This window comes from Sorangium sp. So ce295 (assembly GCF_051527405.1).
Taxonomy (GTDB): Bacteria; Myxococcota_A; Polyangia; order Polyangiales; family Polyangiaceae; genus Sorangium; species Sorangium cellulosum_B.
In genome coordinates, this window is the sequence record NZ_CP150324.1 from 1,593,330 (window position 1) to 1,608,050 (window position 14,721).

The 14,721-nt window shown below is 72.8% G+C and carries 11 protein-coding genes; 9 read left to right on the plus strand and 2 right to left on the minus strand.

Annotation, left to right across the window (positions count from 1 at the left end):
- The first annotated feature begins 242 nt into the window (after positions 1 to 242).
- The gene (locus WMF11_RS05965; RefSeq protein WP_437976750.1) at positions 243 to 1,565 is read left to right on the plus strand and encodes a glycosyltransferase family 4 protein; all 1,323 of its coding nucleotides are present in this window, start codon (positions 243 to 245) and stop codon (positions 1,563 to 1,565) included.
- A 28-nt stretch (positions 1,566 to 1,593) separates the two neighbouring features.
- On the opposite strand, the gene WMF11_RS05970 is transcribed toward WMF11_RS05965, so the two are convergent.
- Positions 1,594 to 3,102 carry a serine/threonine-protein kinase gene (locus tag WMF11_RS05970; protein ID WP_437976751.1) on the minus strand — a complete coding sequence of 503 codons (1,509 nt, stop codon included), beginning with the start codon at positions 3,100 to 3,102 and terminating at the stop codon, positions 1,594 to 1,596.
- A gap of 399 nt (positions 3,103 to 3,501) precedes the next feature.
- On the opposite strand from WMF11_RS05970, the gene WMF11_RS05975 reads away from it, so the two are divergent.
- The 8 genes from WMF11_RS05975 (at position 3,502) to WMF11_RS06010 (ending at position 14,092) form a co-directional block, all read left to right on the plus strand.
- The gene (locus tag WMF11_RS05975) at positions 3,502 to 3,651 is read left to right on the plus strand and encodes a hypothetical protein (protein ID WP_437976752.1); all 150 of its coding nucleotides are present in this window, start codon (positions 3,502 to 3,504) and stop codon (positions 3,649 to 3,651) included.
- A 6-nt stretch (positions 3,652 to 3,657) separates the two neighbouring features.
- Positions 3,658 to 4,653 carry a glycosyltransferase family protein gene (locus WMF11_RS05980; RefSeq protein ID WP_437976753.1) on the plus strand — a complete coding sequence of 332 codons (996 nt, stop codon included), beginning with the start codon at positions 3,658 to 3,660 and terminating at the stop codon, positions 4,651 to 4,653.
- Between the two features lie 259 nt (positions 4,654 to 4,912).
- Positions 4,913 to 6,502 (plus strand): glycosyltransferase, encoded by a 1,590-nt coding sequence (locus tag WMF11_RS05985; RefSeq protein WP_437976754.1) that lies wholly within the window; start codon positions 4,913 to 4,915, stop codon positions 6,500 to 6,502.
- A gap of 90 nt (positions 6,503 to 6,592) precedes the next feature.
- Positions 6,593 to 9,220, plus strand: a complete 2,628-nt coding sequence (locus tag WMF11_RS05990) for an MMPL family transporter (RefSeq protein WP_437976755.1) — start codon at positions 6,593 to 6,595, stop codon at positions 9,218 to 9,220.
- On the plus strand, positions 9,217 to 10,395 hold the full coding sequence (locus tag WMF11_RS05995) for a glycosyltransferase (RefSeq protein WP_437907465.1): 1,179 nt from the start codon (positions 9,217 to 9,219) through the stop codon (positions 10,393 to 10,395). The genes WMF11_RS05990 and WMF11_RS05995 overlap by 4 nt, the downstream gene beginning before the upstream one ends.
- A gap of 37 nt (positions 10,396 to 10,432) precedes the next feature.
- Positions 10,433 to 11,749: a glycosyltransferase gene (locus WMF11_RS06000; RefSeq protein ID WP_437976756.1), complete on the plus strand. Its 1,317-nt coding sequence runs from the start codon at positions 10,433 to 10,435 to the stop codon at positions 11,747 to 11,749.
- A gap of 127 nt (positions 11,750 to 11,876) precedes the next feature.
- Complete coding sequence (locus tag WMF11_RS06005; protein ID WP_437550042.1) at positions 11,877 to 13,325, plus strand: GuaB1 family IMP dehydrogenase-related protein; 1,449 nt, start codon at positions 11,877 to 11,879, stop codon at positions 13,323 to 13,325.
- Between the two features lie 128 nt (positions 13,326 to 13,453).
- Positions 13,454 to 14,092: a lysophospholipid acyltransferase family protein gene (locus tag WMF11_RS06010; RefSeq protein WP_437550043.1), complete on the plus strand. Its 639-nt coding sequence runs from the start codon at positions 13,454 to 13,456 to the stop codon at positions 14,090 to 14,092.
- Between the two features lie 51 nt (positions 14,093 to 14,143).
- On the opposite strand, the gene WMF11_RS06015 is transcribed toward WMF11_RS06010, so the two are convergent.
- Positions 14,144 to 14,611, minus strand: a complete 468-nt coding sequence (locus tag WMF11_RS06015) for a hypothetical protein (protein ID WP_437907467.1) — start codon at positions 14,609 to 14,611, stop codon at positions 14,144 to 14,146.
- Positions 14,612 to 14,721: the final 110 nt, after the last annotated feature.

The following is a 14,721-nucleotide window of genomic DNA, read 5'->3' on the forward strand; positions in this document are numbered from 1 at the left end:
CGCGGTGTTTGCCCACCTCGTCTGCCGAAGTCACCCACGGCGCGTGGCAATTTGTCTCGCTGGGGCGTCATGGCTGTTCGTTCATCGCTCGTCTGGGCACGTCGCTCCCATTCCTTGCCTCGTTTCCAGCTTTCTCTGAGTGGCATGTTCTCTGCTCGACACCGCTCGACCGCGCGACGAGATGCTCCGCTGATCGGAGGATTTCCGTCGAGCCGAGCGGGCGAGTCCGAAGGAGCAGAGGTATGCGCGTCCTGCTTATCACCAAGATCTTCCCGAACGCGACGAACCCGGGACAGGCGCCGTTCAACCGGCGACAGTTCGCCGCGCTCTCGAGGTATTGCGATATTGACGTCTTCGCGACGATCCCCTGGTTTCCGGGGGCTTCCAGGTTCTCCCGGTGGTCCATGTCGAGCGACGCGCCTCGCGAGGACGTGATCGAGGGATTGCCGGTGCGCCACCCGCGATTCCTCTACGTGCCCAAGGTGGCGCCCTATCTCAATGGCCCGCTCTATGCGGCGTCCATGCTCTTCGAGCTGGCGCGCCACCGTCCGGCGCCGGACGTCATCGTCGGCTCGTTCGCCTATCCAGACGGATTCGCCGCTGTGTGCCTCGCGGAGCTGCTCGGCGTCCCGGCGGTCGTCAAGGTGCACGGCTCGGACGTCGACGTGCTCTCGCAGCAACCGGCCGTCAGGCCCTCGCTCGAGTGGGGTCTCCAGCGCGCGACCCGCGTCGTCGCCGTGAGCAAGCAGCTGGCCGAGGGGGTGCACGCGCTCGGCGTCCCGCGCGACCGCATCGATGTCGTCATGAACGGCGTCGATCGAGGCATGTTCTACCCGCGCGACCGGCGCGAGGCCCGCGCCGCCCTGGGCCGCCCTGCGGAGCGCCGGCTGCTGCTCTACGTCGGCCACCTGCTCCGCGACAAGGGCGCGCTCGACGCGATCGCCGCGTTCGAGCGCGTCGCCGCCGCGCACCCCGACGTCGACCTCGCCCTGGTCGGGAGCGGCGCGGACGAGCAGGCCTGCAGGTCGGCGGCGGCGCGGCTCGGCGGGCGCGTCCTGATGACCGGTCGCCTGCCGCACCACGAGGTGGCGCGCTGGGTCGCCGCCTGCGATGCGCTCGTCCTGCCGAGCCATCACGAGGGCACACCCAACGTCGTGATCGAGTCGCTCGCCTCGGGCCGACGGGTGGTCGCGACGCGGGTCGGGGGCATCCCCGACGTGATCAGCCGCCCCGAGCTCGGCGAGCTCGTCGCGCCCGGCGATCTCCCCGCCCTGGCCGGCGCCATGGCGCGCGCGGCGCACGCGCCCTACGATCCCGAGCGGATCTCGGCGCTCGCAGGGTGCAAGGGGTGGGACGAGAGCGCTCGCGCGCTCCACGACACGCTCGTCCTGGCGCGGAGCGAGCGGCGCTCGCCAGCGCCCGCGCCCGCGCCGCTGCGTATGCCCGTGATCGACAAGGGCCCCGCGCTCCAGGCGGACGCGCAGCCTCCTGCGTCCGTTCGACGGGCGCCGCCCCCCTCGCGGCGGTTCCCCGACGGCGCGCAGCTCGGGGCGGGCCAGGCCTGAAGCGCTGCGCGCTCGCCCTGGCTCCGCCTCAGGCCACGGGCACGGCTTTTTCGGGCCGCAGGCGCACGGTGGGGCCCGGATCCGGGGGCGGCGGCTCGGCGCGCGGCATCGCGGCGCGCGCCGTCCAGAAGCTCCTTGCGTCGTCCGGCGTCCACGCCGGCGCCGGCTCGCATGCGTCGAGCGCGGCGAGCAGATCGCGCGCGCTCTGGTAACGGTCGCCCGGCCGCTTGGCGAGGCACCGCATCACCACCTCTTCCAGCTCCGACGACAGCGGCCAGGGCGCGCGCAGCGACGGCGGGATCGGCGGCATCGTCAGGTGAGAGTAGACGAGCTTGCCGAAGCTCCGGCCGTCGAAGGGGGCCACGCCCGTCAGCAGGTAATAGAGCGTGACCCCGAGCGAGTAGATGTCGCTCCGGGCGTCCACGGCGCCGGCCGAGATCATCTCCGGGGACATGTACGTCGGCGTTCCCTTGATCACGCCGACGTCCGTCATGCTCGCGTCTCCCTCCAGGCTCACCTGCTTCGCGATCCCGAAGTCGAGCACCTTGAGCACGTCCTGCTCGTCGCCCACGCGCGTGATGTAGAGGTTGTGGGGCTTGATGTCGCGGTGGATGACGCCCGCGTCGTGCGCCTCCGCCAGCGAGAGGCAGGCCTGCCGCGCGAAGTGGACGACCCGGGAGGGCGGCATCGGGCCGTGATCGCGCACCAGGGTGGCCAGGTCGGCGCCGGCCAGGTGCTCCATCGCGATGTAGAAGATGCCGTCGCTGCTCGCGCCGAAATCGAAGATCCGGATCGTGTGCGGCGACGTGAGCCGGCTCGTCGCGCGCGCCTCGCGCTCGAAGCTGCGCACGTCGCCCTCGGACTTGCTCTCGCTGCGGAGCAGCTTCAGCGCCACGTCGCGGCGCAGCGACTCGTCCCAGGCGAGCCACACCTCGTTCTGCCCGCCCCGGCCGACCGGCGCCACGAGCCGGTAGCGGCCGAGCTTGCGGGCCTCGTAGACCTGCTGGCGCGCCGACCAGAGGCCGTGGCTCGCCGCCGACACCAGGATCGCGGTGGCGAGCACGAAGATGTAGTTGCAGGCGAAGATCACGAGCGACCGCGGCGACGTCCACTGCGCCGCGAGCGCCGGGTCGAGGGACGCCCCCGCGCCCATGATGATGGGGAAGCTGAGCGCCACCGGGATCGTCATCCGGAGCGATCGCGAGAAGTGCGTTGGCAGGATGGTCGCGTCGACGAGCATCACGATCGACAGCCCGTGCATGTAGTTCCAGGTCAGATCCCCGAACTCCAGCGCCATCACGGAGATGAGCCCCCCCGCGCTCCAGACCGCGAAGACGTGCGCCGCGTCGAGGAGCTCGGCCGAGGTCTGCTCGCGCCGGGCGAGGAGGTACAGCCAGAGCAGGATGACCTCGCCGAGCAGCCGGTAGAGCAGCAGCCGGGTCACCGAGGCGCTCGGAAACACCGCGAGCACCACGAACACGTCGAGCGCCGCGAACGTGGGCCAGGTCACGAGCGCCGTGGGGAGGCCCCGCGCCATCGCGCGGCGCTCGTCCGCCGAGCTGATGCTTCGAGGTCCCTGGGATCCCGTCGAATGAAGGCTGCTCGAGGCGGTCATGGTGCGGCGCGGGCCGTGTCGCGGGCGTCATTGGAGCCCTGCGCTGGCGCGGAGTCAAAGCGCACGTCGCCCGTCTGGAGGAGCGAGAAATGACGCATCGCACGTGTCGCACGCAACGTACGTGTGGCGCGCATCGCACGCGTCACACACGTCGCAGGCGTCGCCCACGTCGTACGCGCCACGCGAGCGCCGCCCGGGCGCGGCGCGGCGAGCGCGCCTCCGGGGTTCCGCCGGCGAGGCGTCCGTTGTAGAGGCGCTCCGCGCTCGCGCCGAGACCCCCGCCATGGCGGCGATCTCGGCGGCGATCCGCGGGGAAATGGGATGAAGCAGAGACGTGCGCTCGTGATCATCGCGGTCCGCAATGGCGTGCTCGCCGGCGCGGCCCCCGCGCGGGCGGCCATGGGCCCGCGCGTGATCCTGGGACGGGCCCTCTCTCGCGCGCGCGGCTGCTGCGGCGCGCCGGTGCGCTGACGGCCCGTGGCGAAGATCGGCTACTACGTCCACGGGCGCGGGCGCGGGCACGCGAGCCGCGCGCTCCCGATCCTGGGAGCCCTCCGCGAGCGCGGCCACGAGCTCCGGATCTACGGCGGCGGCCAGGCGGCGGACCTGCTCGGCGCGCTCCCGGAGCACCGCCTCGTGCGGCCGATCCGCCGCGGGCTCGCGGGCGTGATCGAGCTCCCGCGCCGCCTGGCGAAGGAGATCGTCGAGCAGGCGGGCTTCCGGCCCGACGCCATCGTGAGCGACGGCGACGTCCCGTCGCTGCTCGCCGCGCGCGCGCTCGGGATCCCCGCCGTCGCGCTCGGCCACGATCTCGTCTTCTCGCGCTGCCGCCTGCCCGAGGGGCTGCCGAGGCTGCGGGTGCTCGCGTGCCGGCGCACGACCTGGGCCTCCAGCCGGGCGCGCCGCGCGGTCGCCGTCCACTTCCTGCCGATCGAGCCGGAGACGCCGGGCACCCTCGTCGCGCGGCCCGAGCGCCGGCTCGCCCCCGCGCGCGCCGGCGAGCCCGGGGCCGTCGTCTGTTACTTCAGCGAGTGCGACGCGCGCCGCGTGCTCGATCTCGTCGCGCGCGACGGCCGGCGCGTCATCGCGTTCGGCGACCCGGGCCTCGACGTGCCCGGCGTCGAGGCGCGCCCCTTCGATCCGGGCGCGTTCCTCGGTCACCTCGAGGGCGCGTCGGCGGTCGTGACCACCGCCGGCAGCAACGTCCTCGCCGAGTGCGTGCTCGCCGGCAAGCCCGTGCTCGCGCTCTACGACGACCGCCACAACGAGCAGACGCTCAACGCGCTCCTCGCCGAGCGGGCCGGCGTCGCGGTCGCGAGCTCGCTCGCGGCGCTCTCGCCGGCCGTCGTGGCGCGCTTCTTCGATCGCTGCCGCGCCGCCGACTTCGCTCGCATCGACCTGGAGCGCGCGCTGCCGAGCGCGCCTTCCGCCATGCTCACCCTGCTGGAGGAGGCGTGCGCGGGCGCCTCGTGACGAGGTGCATCGCGACGTTCGCACCTCGCACCGTGGCCGAAGTCGACACAAGCGGCATGAGCTTTGCTAATTACGCCCACTGCCGACAGGCCGATCGGCCGACGAGGAATGGCTGCTGTGCCGAGCAGCAGGCAGCGCTCGCGGCCGCAGCGCGACACGGCTGTCGCGGGCGCGACACCGACGCCCTACCGCCCGTCACGCTGCGCGCCTCGGTCGGTCATCGACCACGGTTCGCGCCGCTTCTCCAGGAGCAACGAAGATGACGATGGATGCAATTCTGCCGCTCAGCGACCACCGCAGCGATCGCGCGCCGCACGAGGCGATCGCGCCGGCGCGCCACACGCCGTCGACGGGACCCGCGCGGGGAGGGCTCTCCTCCGTCAGGGCGCAAGCGGCCATTCCAGAGAATCCCTTCGCTGCCCTCTCCGGCGCCAACGGGCGGCCGCTCAAGGTCGCCATCCTCAGCGATTTCACGCGCATTCCTTACGCGAATGGCGCCGTCTTCCAGACGCGGGCCCTGTATCGCGCGCTCAACACCTGTGGTCACCAGGCAACACTGATCGGACCTCGGGATCCGGATGCCTCGGCCGATGAGGTCCCTCCCGGCACGGTCGCCTTGCCCAGCCTGCCGCTGCGCACCTACCCGGGGGTGCACCTGCCGATCCCCGTCGGATCCTCGGTGCTCGATCCGATGCGGTGGGATTTTGACATCTGCTTTGCGCAGACCACGACCCTGCTCGTCGAGTTCGGCATCTGGCTGCGCAAGATGCGCGGCGTCCCGCTGCTCTGCGTGAACACGACGCACCTCGCGGCCGCGTACGACGTGCTCCTGCCGGAGCGGGTCTCCCGGATCGGCGCGGTCCACACGGTGCTCCACAAGACGCTCCGCGCGCCGATGGAGCGGCTCTTCGTGGACCTGTACAACCAGGGAGACGGCCTCGTCGTGCTGAGCGAGGGCCTGCGCGATTACTGGCGCGAACGGGGCGTGACGGTGCCCATCCACGTCATCCCGCGGATGGTCCCCGAGGACGTGTTCGAGCGCCCGCTCGGCCCCGACCCCTACGTGCAGCTGCTCGAGGAGCGCGGGCTCGACCCGCGCGGCCCCCGCCTCGTCTGCGCGGGCCGCCACACCCGGGAGAAGTCGCAGCACCGGCTGATCCGCATCTTCGCCGAGCACATCGCCCCGCACGAGCCGCAGGCGACGCTCACGCTCGTCGGAGACGGGCCGGACAGCGCGGCGTACGCGGCGCTCGCGCGCGAGCTGGGCGTCGCGCGCCGGGTCATCTTCACGGGCGAGGTGCCGTACAGCCAGATCTCGGACTACTACCGGCACGCGAACCTCTTCCTGCACGCCTCGCTGAGCGAGACGTTCGGAAACGTGCTCAGCGAGGCGCTCTGGTGCGGCTCCCCGACGGTCGCGTTCGCCGACGGCATGGGCGTGAGCTCGCAGATCCAGAGCGGCCACAACGGCCTGCTGATCGACCCGGGCCGCGGGTCGATCGCCGAGGAGAGCGCGAACGCCGCGTTCGGCAAGGCCGTGCTCGCGCTCACGCGCGACCCGCTCGCCGCCGCGCGGCTCGGCAGCGCGGCCGCGCAGCGGGCGCGCGAGCGGTCCTCGCCCCTCGTCGTGCAGCGCATGCTCGCGAACGCGTTCGCGCACGCGCGCGAGCACGCGAGGCAATCCAACCTGCGCCCGCTCGTCGACGGGCCGAAGGCGCTCCAGTGGCTGGAGACTTTCCGGCACTTCCGCACCTGGATGGGCTTCACCGGCGGCCTCTTCGCGTTCGGCCACCTGCGCCCCGCGGCGGCGCCGCGGCCCAAGGGTATCCAGCCGTCGTTCTGCGCCTAGCGCGCATGGTAAGACCGGCCCGAAGCCGGCCCGCACGCGGCCGCTTCGAGGTGTTCCCGGTTTCGAGGTGTCCTTCGAATGCTCCTCAGGATGATCGGTGCGCTCGCTGATTTCAGCGGGCGCCGTCCCTGGCTCGTCATCGCGCTCGCGCTCCTCTCCATGGCAGGGCTATGGGGGTACGCGTCGCGGCTCGAGCTGCGCACGGAGCTCCGGGAGCTCTTGCCGCGCGACAGCCCGGCGTTCCAGGCCTACGAGCGTCAGGCCCAGCGCGTGGACGGCGGAGCGCAGCTCATCGTCATCGCCGAGTCGCCGGATCGGGGCGCGAACGAGCGGTTCATCGACGCGCTCGCGGAGCAGCTGAACGAGCCGCTCCGGAAGCGCGCGGCCTGCGCCGCGGCGTGCGGCGACGACGCCTGCCGAGCGGCGTGCGGGCCGCCGGCGCTCATCCGCTACCTGGAGTCCGGCACGAAGGAGGTCCGCAGCTTCTTCGACGCGAACAAGTGGCTCTACGCGAGCGTCCGCGAGCTCGAGGCGGCGGACGAGGCGATCGAGCTGGAGCTCGCGCTGCGGAGCGGCCTTATCGAGGATCTGGAGGCTCCCGGGGCGCCCGGAGGTGACGCGGGCGCGGCGGCGACGCCGGCGCCGGCGCCGGCGCCGGCCAACAAGGGGCTGTCGCTCGACGAGACCTGGCAGGAGCTCCAGCGGCGCCTGAAGAAGATCGACGAGTTCCCGAGCGGCTACTTCGCCACGCCCGACGGGCGCATGGTCGCGCTCCGCATCGTCTCACGCAGCGCCGGGATGGGCGATCGCCGCGCGGCGGAGCTCCTCGACCAGGTGACCGCGCTCGTCTCGCGCCTCGACCCTGCGGCGTTCCACCCGGCCATGCAGGTCGGGTACGCGGGCGACATCCCGAACGCCATCGCCGAGCAGAAGTCGCTCGTGAGCGAGGCGGTGTGGGCCACGGTCATCGCGCTCGTGCTGATCGTCGGCGGCGTGATGATCTACTACCGCTCGCCCTGGTCGCTCCTGGTGATCCTGCTCCCCACGGCCTTCGGCGCCAGCGCGGGGTACGCGTTCGCGACCCTGACCTACGGCTACGTCAACACGGTCGGCGCCTTCCTCGGGGCGATCATCGTCGGCAACGGGGTCAACTACCCGATCGTGCTCCTGTCGAGGTACCGCGACTTCCGCGCGCGCGGCATGCCCGCGGACGAGGCGCGGCGCGAGGCGGTCATCAACGCGTTCCGCGCCGAGCTCGTCGGGGCGAGCGTGGCGGCGATCGCCTACGGATCGCTCACGATCACGCACTTCCGCGGGTTCAGCCAGTTCGGCACGATCGGCTTCGTCGGGATGTTCATGGTGTGGGCGTCCATCGTGCCGCTCGTGCCCGCGACGCTCGTCGCGATCGAGCGCATCCAGGCGAGGCTCCCGCGCTGGATGCGCGATCCGGCGCCGCGCGTCTCGGACGAGGGCATCGCGGGGCCCGGCTCGCGGGCACTCGCGCGCGTGACGTCGCGGTGGCCGCTCGCGTTCCTCGCGGTCGCGCCGGTCATCGTCGCGCTCGCGGCGTGGAAGCTCCCCGCGTACATCCGGGATCCCTGGGAGTACAACTTCGCGCGCCTCGGCTCGAAGAGCTCGCGGGAGAAGGGCGCGGGGAGCTGGTCGCTCAAGGCGTCCGAGGTCTTCGGCGGGAAGATGAACGTCGCCGGCGCGATGATGCTGGCCGACACCCCCGAGCAGGTGCCGGCCATCAAGGCGCAGATCCTGGCGAACGACGCGAAGGATCCGCAGGGCCAGCTCGTGGCCGACGTCGCGACGATCGCCGACGCCCTCCCCGGCACGGCCGAGGAGCAGCAGCGGAAGATCGAGATCCTGGAGCGCATCCGGGACCGGCTGACCCCGCGGGTGCTGAAGGCCCTGGGCCCCGAGGAGCGGGAGCGCGTCCTCAGCATGAAGCCGCCGGAGGCGCTCCGCGTCATCGGCCCGAAGGACCTGCCCGACCTCATCCGCCGCAGGTTCGAGGAGAACAACGGCGTCGTGGGGACGGTGTTCTACGTGAAGTACAAGAACAACATCTCGTTCTCGAACGGCAGGAACCTCCTGCGGATGGCCGACACGACCGGCAACGTGGTCCTCCCTGACGGGACCCACGTCGTCACGGCGAGCAGGCCGACGGTCTTCGCCGAGATGATCCGGTCGATGGAGCGCGACGGCCCGCTGGCGACGGCGGCCTCGCTCCTCGCGGTCACGATCGTCGTGGTCCTCGCGACGGGCAGCATGGCGGGCGCGCTCGCGGTCCTCCTGTCCCTCGTGCTCGGCGTGCTCGCGACGGCCACCGCCATGGCGGCGCTCGACGTCAAGATCAACTTCCTGAACTTCATCGCGCTCCCGATCACGTTCGGCATCGGCTGCGAGTACCCCTTCAACGTCTTCGATCGCGCGCGGCTGCTCGGCGGCGACGTGTCGCTCGCGCTCAAGCGCTCGGCCGGCCCCGTGGCCCTCTGCAGCTACACGACCGTGCTCGGCTACGGATCGCTCATCTTCGCCGACAACCAGGCGCTGAACTCGTTCGGCTGGGTCGCGGTCAGCGGCGAGGTGGCGTGCGTCGCGTGCGCGCTCCTGTTCCTCCCGGCGCTGCTCCACGTCATGAACCGCTCGGCGCGGATGCGGCGCTCGTGGAAGGGCGGCCTCCTCCTGCGCGGGAGCAACCACTCGTGAAGATCCTCGACGTCGCGGAGTTCTTCTCGTCCCGCGGGGGCGGCGTGCGGTCGTACCTGGAGGAGCTCGTGCGCCAGGGGAGCCGGCGCGGCCACGAGATCGTCGTCGTGGCGCCCGGGCCGCGCGACGAGGTCGTCCCGCTCGAGCGGGGCCGCATCGTGCGGGTGGCCGGCCCGCCGATGCCGTACGACCCGACCTACCACGCGCTCCTCCGGCTCGGCGCGGCGCGGGCGATCATCCGCCGCGAGGCGCCGGACGTGGTGCAGGCGAGCGCGCCGTACACGGCCGCGCTCGTCGCGGCGAGCGCCCGCGAGGTCCCGCTCCGCGCGTTCGTGTACCACTCGGATCAGATCAGCACCTACGCGGCGCCGCTGCTCGACCGGGTGCGCCCGCGCGCGGTCGCACGGGCGCTCGAGGGCGCGCTGTTCGCCTGGCCGCGCGCGCTGTCGCGGCGGTTCGACGCGACGATCGCCCCCGGGACGTTCATCGCGGAGCAGCTCCGCAGCCACGGCTGCGAGCGCGTCCACCGCGTCACCTTCGGCGTGAAGCGCGGCGACTTCGACCCCGCCCGCGCGGACGCGGCGCTGCGCCGCAGCCTGCTCGGCCGGTTCGCGGACGAGCCGTCGGCCGCGCTGCTCCTCGTCGCGTGCCGGCTCGCCGTCGAGAAGCGGGTGGCGCTCGTGATCGACGCCGCGCGGGAGCTCGCCGCGCGGCGCCCCGTCGCCCTCGCGGTGCTGGGCGATGGGCCCGAGCGGGCGCGGCTCGAGCGCCGCGCGGCCGCCCTTCCGCAGGTGACCTTCCTCGGCTTCGCCAAGGACCGCGCCACCTACGCCGCGCTGCACGCCAGCGCCGACGTCTTCGTCCACGGGGGCGCCGCCGAGACGTTCGGCTTCGTGCTGGGCGAGGCGCTGTGCTCGGGCCTGCCGCTCGTCGTCCCGGCCGCCGGCGCCGCGATGGATTTCGTGCAGCCCGGCGCCGCCGAGGTGTACGCGCCGCGCGCCTCGCCTGGCGAGGTGGCCGCCGCGATCGAGCGGGTGCTCGCGCGCCCGCGGGAGGAGCGCGTCGCGGCGGCGCGGGCCGCGGGGGAGCGGCTGCCCACGAGCGACGAGCACTTCGAAGCGCTGTTCGCGCTCTACGCGGACCTGCTCGAGCGCGGGGTGCGCGGCGAGGGGTGATGTCGTGGACGCCAGCTTGCCCGCGAGAGGACCGAACGTGCGCCCCTTCCTGCTGATCTCCCCCGCCTTCGCGCCCCAGACGAGCGTCGGCGCCTTCCGCTGGGTGAAGCTCGCGCGGCACCTGCCGCGCCACGGCTTCCGCGTCGCCGTCCTGTCGGGGACCTTCCCCGAGGATCAGCGCGACGACGGGCTGCTCGCCGCGCTGCCGCCCGAGGTCGAGGTCTTCGACGAGTACCTCGATCCGGTCGTCCTCGCCGCGGGCGCCGCGCTGCGCGCCCTCCGCGCGCGGGCGCCGCTCCCCGCGGGGCGCGCGGGGCCGCTCGTCGGGCTCCGCCCGTTCCAGGCGCTCACCGACCGCTGGATCGCGCACGCGCCGCGCGGGGCGCGCGCGGCCGTCGCCCTGGCCCGCCGCACCGGCGCGCAGGCCGTCGTGGTGAGCGCCGGGCCGTACTCGGCCTGCCCGGTCGGCCTCCACGTGAAGCGGGCGCTCGGCGTGCCGCTCGTCCTCGACATGCGCGATCCGTACTCGCTTCACGAGACGGGGAACGGGCCGCCGTCCGGCCTGGCCGAGCGGGCCCGGCGCGCCATCGTGCCGCGCCTGGAGCGCCGCTGGCTCGAGGGCGCCGACCACGTGATCTTGAACACCCGGGCCGCGCTCGAGGCCTACCGCGCGCGCTTCCCCGAGCTCTCGTCGAAGTCCTCGTTCATACGCAACCACTTCGATCTCGCGCTGTACTCACAGGCGCCCGAGCCGGAGCCGCCCCGCCGCTTCGTCGTGCTCCACCTGGGCACGATCCGCGAGGAGGTCTCCGCCGACCAGATAGGCGCCGCGCTGCGGCGGTTCATCGACCGCGAGCGGCTCGCGCCCGGCGACGTCGTGTTCCGGCAGATCGGCCGGATGTCCGATCACGACCGCGGCTGCTTCGAGCGCATGGGGCTCACGCCGTACGTCGAGGCGCTCCCCCTGGTCCCGCACCGCGGCGTGCTCGGCGAGCTCAGGCGAGCGCACGTGCTGCTCGCGGTGTTCAGCCCCCATGTCGTGCTGCGCATCTCGGCCAAGACCTACGACTACATCGCGTCGGGGATGCCCGTCGTCAGCGTGACGGCGAACCGGGAGGTCGACGAGCTCCTCTCGTACCGGGGCGACAACGCGCGCGTCGCGCCGGACGACATCGACGGCATCGCCGCCGCGCTCGCGCGCCACCTCGCGCGCTTCCGGGAGACCGGCGCGCTGCCTGTCCCGGCGACTCCGCCCGCGGAGCTGTCGTCCGAGGCGGCCGCGGCCAGCGTGGCCGAGATCCTGGACCGCGTCATCACCGACGCGGCCGCCCGGCGCGCCCGCCAGCCTCCCTGAACCCGGTGGCCCGGCGGGGAGGGGGCCGCCCGCGCAACCAGCGCCGACCCCCGCCCTGCCGTCAGGCACTAGACTGGCGCGCGCCGCGGCGCCTTCGCGGCGCCATCCCCCTTCCTCGGAGCTGTGCATGCGCTTTCTCCACCCCGAGCATGACGAGAGCTTGGAGCTCGCCCTCGAAGACGTGTTCCTGACCCCTGGGTACTTCGCTGGCGGCTCCCGCCTCGAGACCGACCTGCGCCCGGCGGACTTCCCTGGCGGCTCGCACCCGATCGTCTCGGCGAACATGAACGCGGTCACCGGCAAGCGGATGGCGGAGACGATGGCCCGCTTCGGCGGCCTCGGCGTGCTCCCGCAGGACATGGATCTCGACACGGTCGAGCGCATCGTCGGCCACATCAAGCGCGCCGACCCGCGCTACGACACGCCCCTCTCGGTCTCCCCCCGGGCGACGCTCCGCGACGTGCACGGCATCATCCGCAAGCGATCGCACGACATGGTGGTCGTGGTCGACGACGAGCGGCGGCCGATCGGCATCGTCACCCACGCTGACCTGCGCGACCGGGACCAGTACACGCCCGCGTCCGCGCTCATGTCGTCGCGCCTCATCACCATCCCGGCCGGCACGCCGAACCGGACGGCCTTCCTGCTGATGGAGGACGCCCGCGTGAAGGCGGTCCCCGTGCTCGACGGGGACGGGCGGCTCCACGGCGTGCTGACGCGCGACGACGCCGTGCGGCTCGAGCTGCTCAAGCCGACGCTCGACGGCGGCGGCGAGCTCATGGTCGCGGCGGCGATCGGGATCTCCGCGCAGGCGGCCCAGAGCGCCGCGCGCCTGCTCGAGATCGGCGTCTCTGCGATCGTGCTCGACACCGCGCACGGCCACCAGCGCCGGATGATCGAGGCGATCCGCGCCGTGCGGGGCGCCGTCGGCGACGCCGTCCCGCTCGTGGCCGGCAACGTCTGCACGGCGGAGGGCACGCGGGCGCTCATCGAGGCGGGCGCCGGCATCGTGAAGGTGAACGTCGGCCCCGGCGCGATGTGCACGACGCGCATGCAGACCGGCGCCGGCCGCCCGACGTTCTCCTCGGTGCTCGCGTGCGCCCGCGAGGCGCGCCGCCACGGCAAGCGCGTCTGGGCCGACGGCGGCGTCCGTCACCCGCGCGACGTCGCGCTCTACCTCGCCGCCGGCGCCTCGCGCGTCATGGTCGGGACGACGCTCGCCGGCACGTACGAGAGCCCGGGCGACGTCATGGAGGACCGAGACGGGCTGCTCTACAAGGAGAACTACGGCATGGCGAGCGCCCGCGCGGTCAGCGAGCGCACCGCCGACCTCGACGCGTTCGAGCGCGCCAAGAAGGCCTTCTTCCGCGAGGGCATCTCGACGTCCCGCATCTACATCCACGAGGGGCGCGAGAGCGTCGGCGCCATCCTGATCGAGATGATCACCGGCGTGCAGTCGGCGTGCACCTACGCCGGCGCGGCGAACCTCGACGAGCTCCACGACAAGGCCGTCATCGGGGTGCAGACGCTGGCGGGCTACGGCGAGGGCAAGCCGCACGGAATCGAACGGCGTTGATCGCGCGGCGTTGATCGCGCGGCGTTGATCGCGCGGCGTTGGTTGATCGAGCGCGGGATGACGGAAAGGTGACGTGACTTCCACCCGGGCAGCGACGAACCTCCCGCTGCTTACCGTCGAGGTCCTCCATGTCGAACGCACCTGCTCCACGTTTCTCCGCCGCGCGCCGCGCCGTTCGCCGGTTCGTCGGCCGCACCTGGCTGTCCGTGTTCGGCTGGCGCGTGGAGGGCATGACGGAGCTCCCGTCGAAGGCGGTGATCATCGCGGCGCCCCACACCTCGAACTGGGATTTCCCGTTCACGCTCGCGGTCAGCTACGTGCTCGACCTCGAGTTCTCCTGGCTCGGCAAGCACACGCTCTTCGAGCCGCCGTTCGGCTTCTTCTTCAAGTGGCTCGGCGGCGTCCCCGTCGACCGCCGCGACCGGAACAACCTCGTCGCGGCCGTGGTCGACGTGCTGAAGGAGCGCGACGAGCTCATCCTGATCATCGCGCCCGAGGGCACGCGCTCGCGCACGAAGCGCTGGAAGACGGGCTTCTACTACGTCGCGCTCGGCGCCGGCGTCCCGATCCTCCTCGGATACCTCGATTTCCCCCGCAAGCGGTGCGGGATCCTCCACGTGTTCCACCCGACGGGCGACATCGAGGCCGACATGGCGGCGATCCGCCATCACTACGAGGGCATCGAAGGGAAGCACCCGGAGCGGATGAGCGAGATCACGCTCGGCGCCAGGGGTGCTCCGGCGAACGGGGCCGTGCAGCACCCCTGAGCTCGGGTCGAGGGCGCGCGAGCCGCCTACCCGCGCGGCCGGGGGCGCTCGTCAGCGCAGGGACGGCGCGCGAACCGACGAGGCGGGCCCCGACGTGATCCTCGACGTCAGCACGCCCGCGAGCGCCCACTCGAACGCGGAGCGGTCGGTGTACACGTTGAAGCGGCCGCCCGTGGCGAGGTTGGCGACCGTGACGCCCATGGCGACGAGCCCCGGCCGCACGAGGATATGGACCTCCTTCAGCTTGCCGGGGTTCCGCAGGTGCCACGCCGTGAGCCTGGCCCGGACGTCGCTGTCATAGCCGGTGCCGAGCTCGAAATCGTCGAACAAGACCGGGTGCACGCCCGCCTCGACGAGGGTCTCCAGGTGCCTGATCGCCGGCTCGATGAGATCGAGCGACGCGTACCCCTCGAGGCGCCTCGTCACGACGTCGGACGCCGGCGTTCGAACATCGAGGACTCCCCGCCCGGTCGACCAGCGATCGCCCCGAGCTCCGAGCCGTGTGTGTGCCAAATCCATCTCGATTTCGAGACTTTAGTCGATGGGCGGCGCTCCGCCACGCGATCCGTCCGATCCGCGCCGTTCCCCGACGCCGGGGGCGTGCGCTGCGCTCGCGGACGGCGCCTCGC

What these genes read in the sequence shown, in the direction of transcription:
- WMF11_RS05965 (WP_437976750.1), top strand. Translation starts at nt 243, where the DNA reads ATGCGCGTCCTGCTTATCACCAAGATCTTCCCGAACGCGACGAACCCG.
- WMF11_RS05970 (WP_437976751.1), bottom strand. Translation starts at nt 3,102, where the DNA reads ATGGCGCGGGGCCTCCCCACGGCGCTCGTGACCTGGCCCACGTTCGCG.
- WMF11_RS05975 (WP_437976752.1), top strand. Translation starts at nt 3,502, where the DNA reads ATGAAGCAGAGACGTGCGCTCGTGATCATCGCGGTCCGCAATGGCGTG.
- WMF11_RS05985 (WP_437976754.1), top strand. Translation starts at nt 4,913, where the DNA reads ATGACGATGGATGCAATTCTGCCGCTCAGCGACCACCGCAGCGATCGC.
- WMF11_RS05990 (WP_437976755.1), top strand. Translation starts at nt 6,593, where the DNA reads ATGATCGGTGCGCTCGCTGATTTCAGCGGGCGCCGTCCCTGGCTCGTC.
- WMF11_RS06005 (WP_437550042.1), top strand. Translation starts at nt 11,877, where the DNA reads ATGCGCTTTCTCCACCCCGAGCATGACGAGAGCTTGGAGCTCGCCCTC.
- WMF11_RS06010 (WP_437550043.1), top strand. Translation starts at nt 13,454, where the DNA reads ATGTCGAACGCACCTGCTCCACGTTTCTCCGCCGCGCGCCGCGCCGTT.
- WMF11_RS06015 (WP_437907467.1), bottom strand. Translation starts at nt 14,611, where the DNA reads ATGGATTTGGCACACACACGGCTCGGAGCTCGGGGCGATCGCTGGTCG.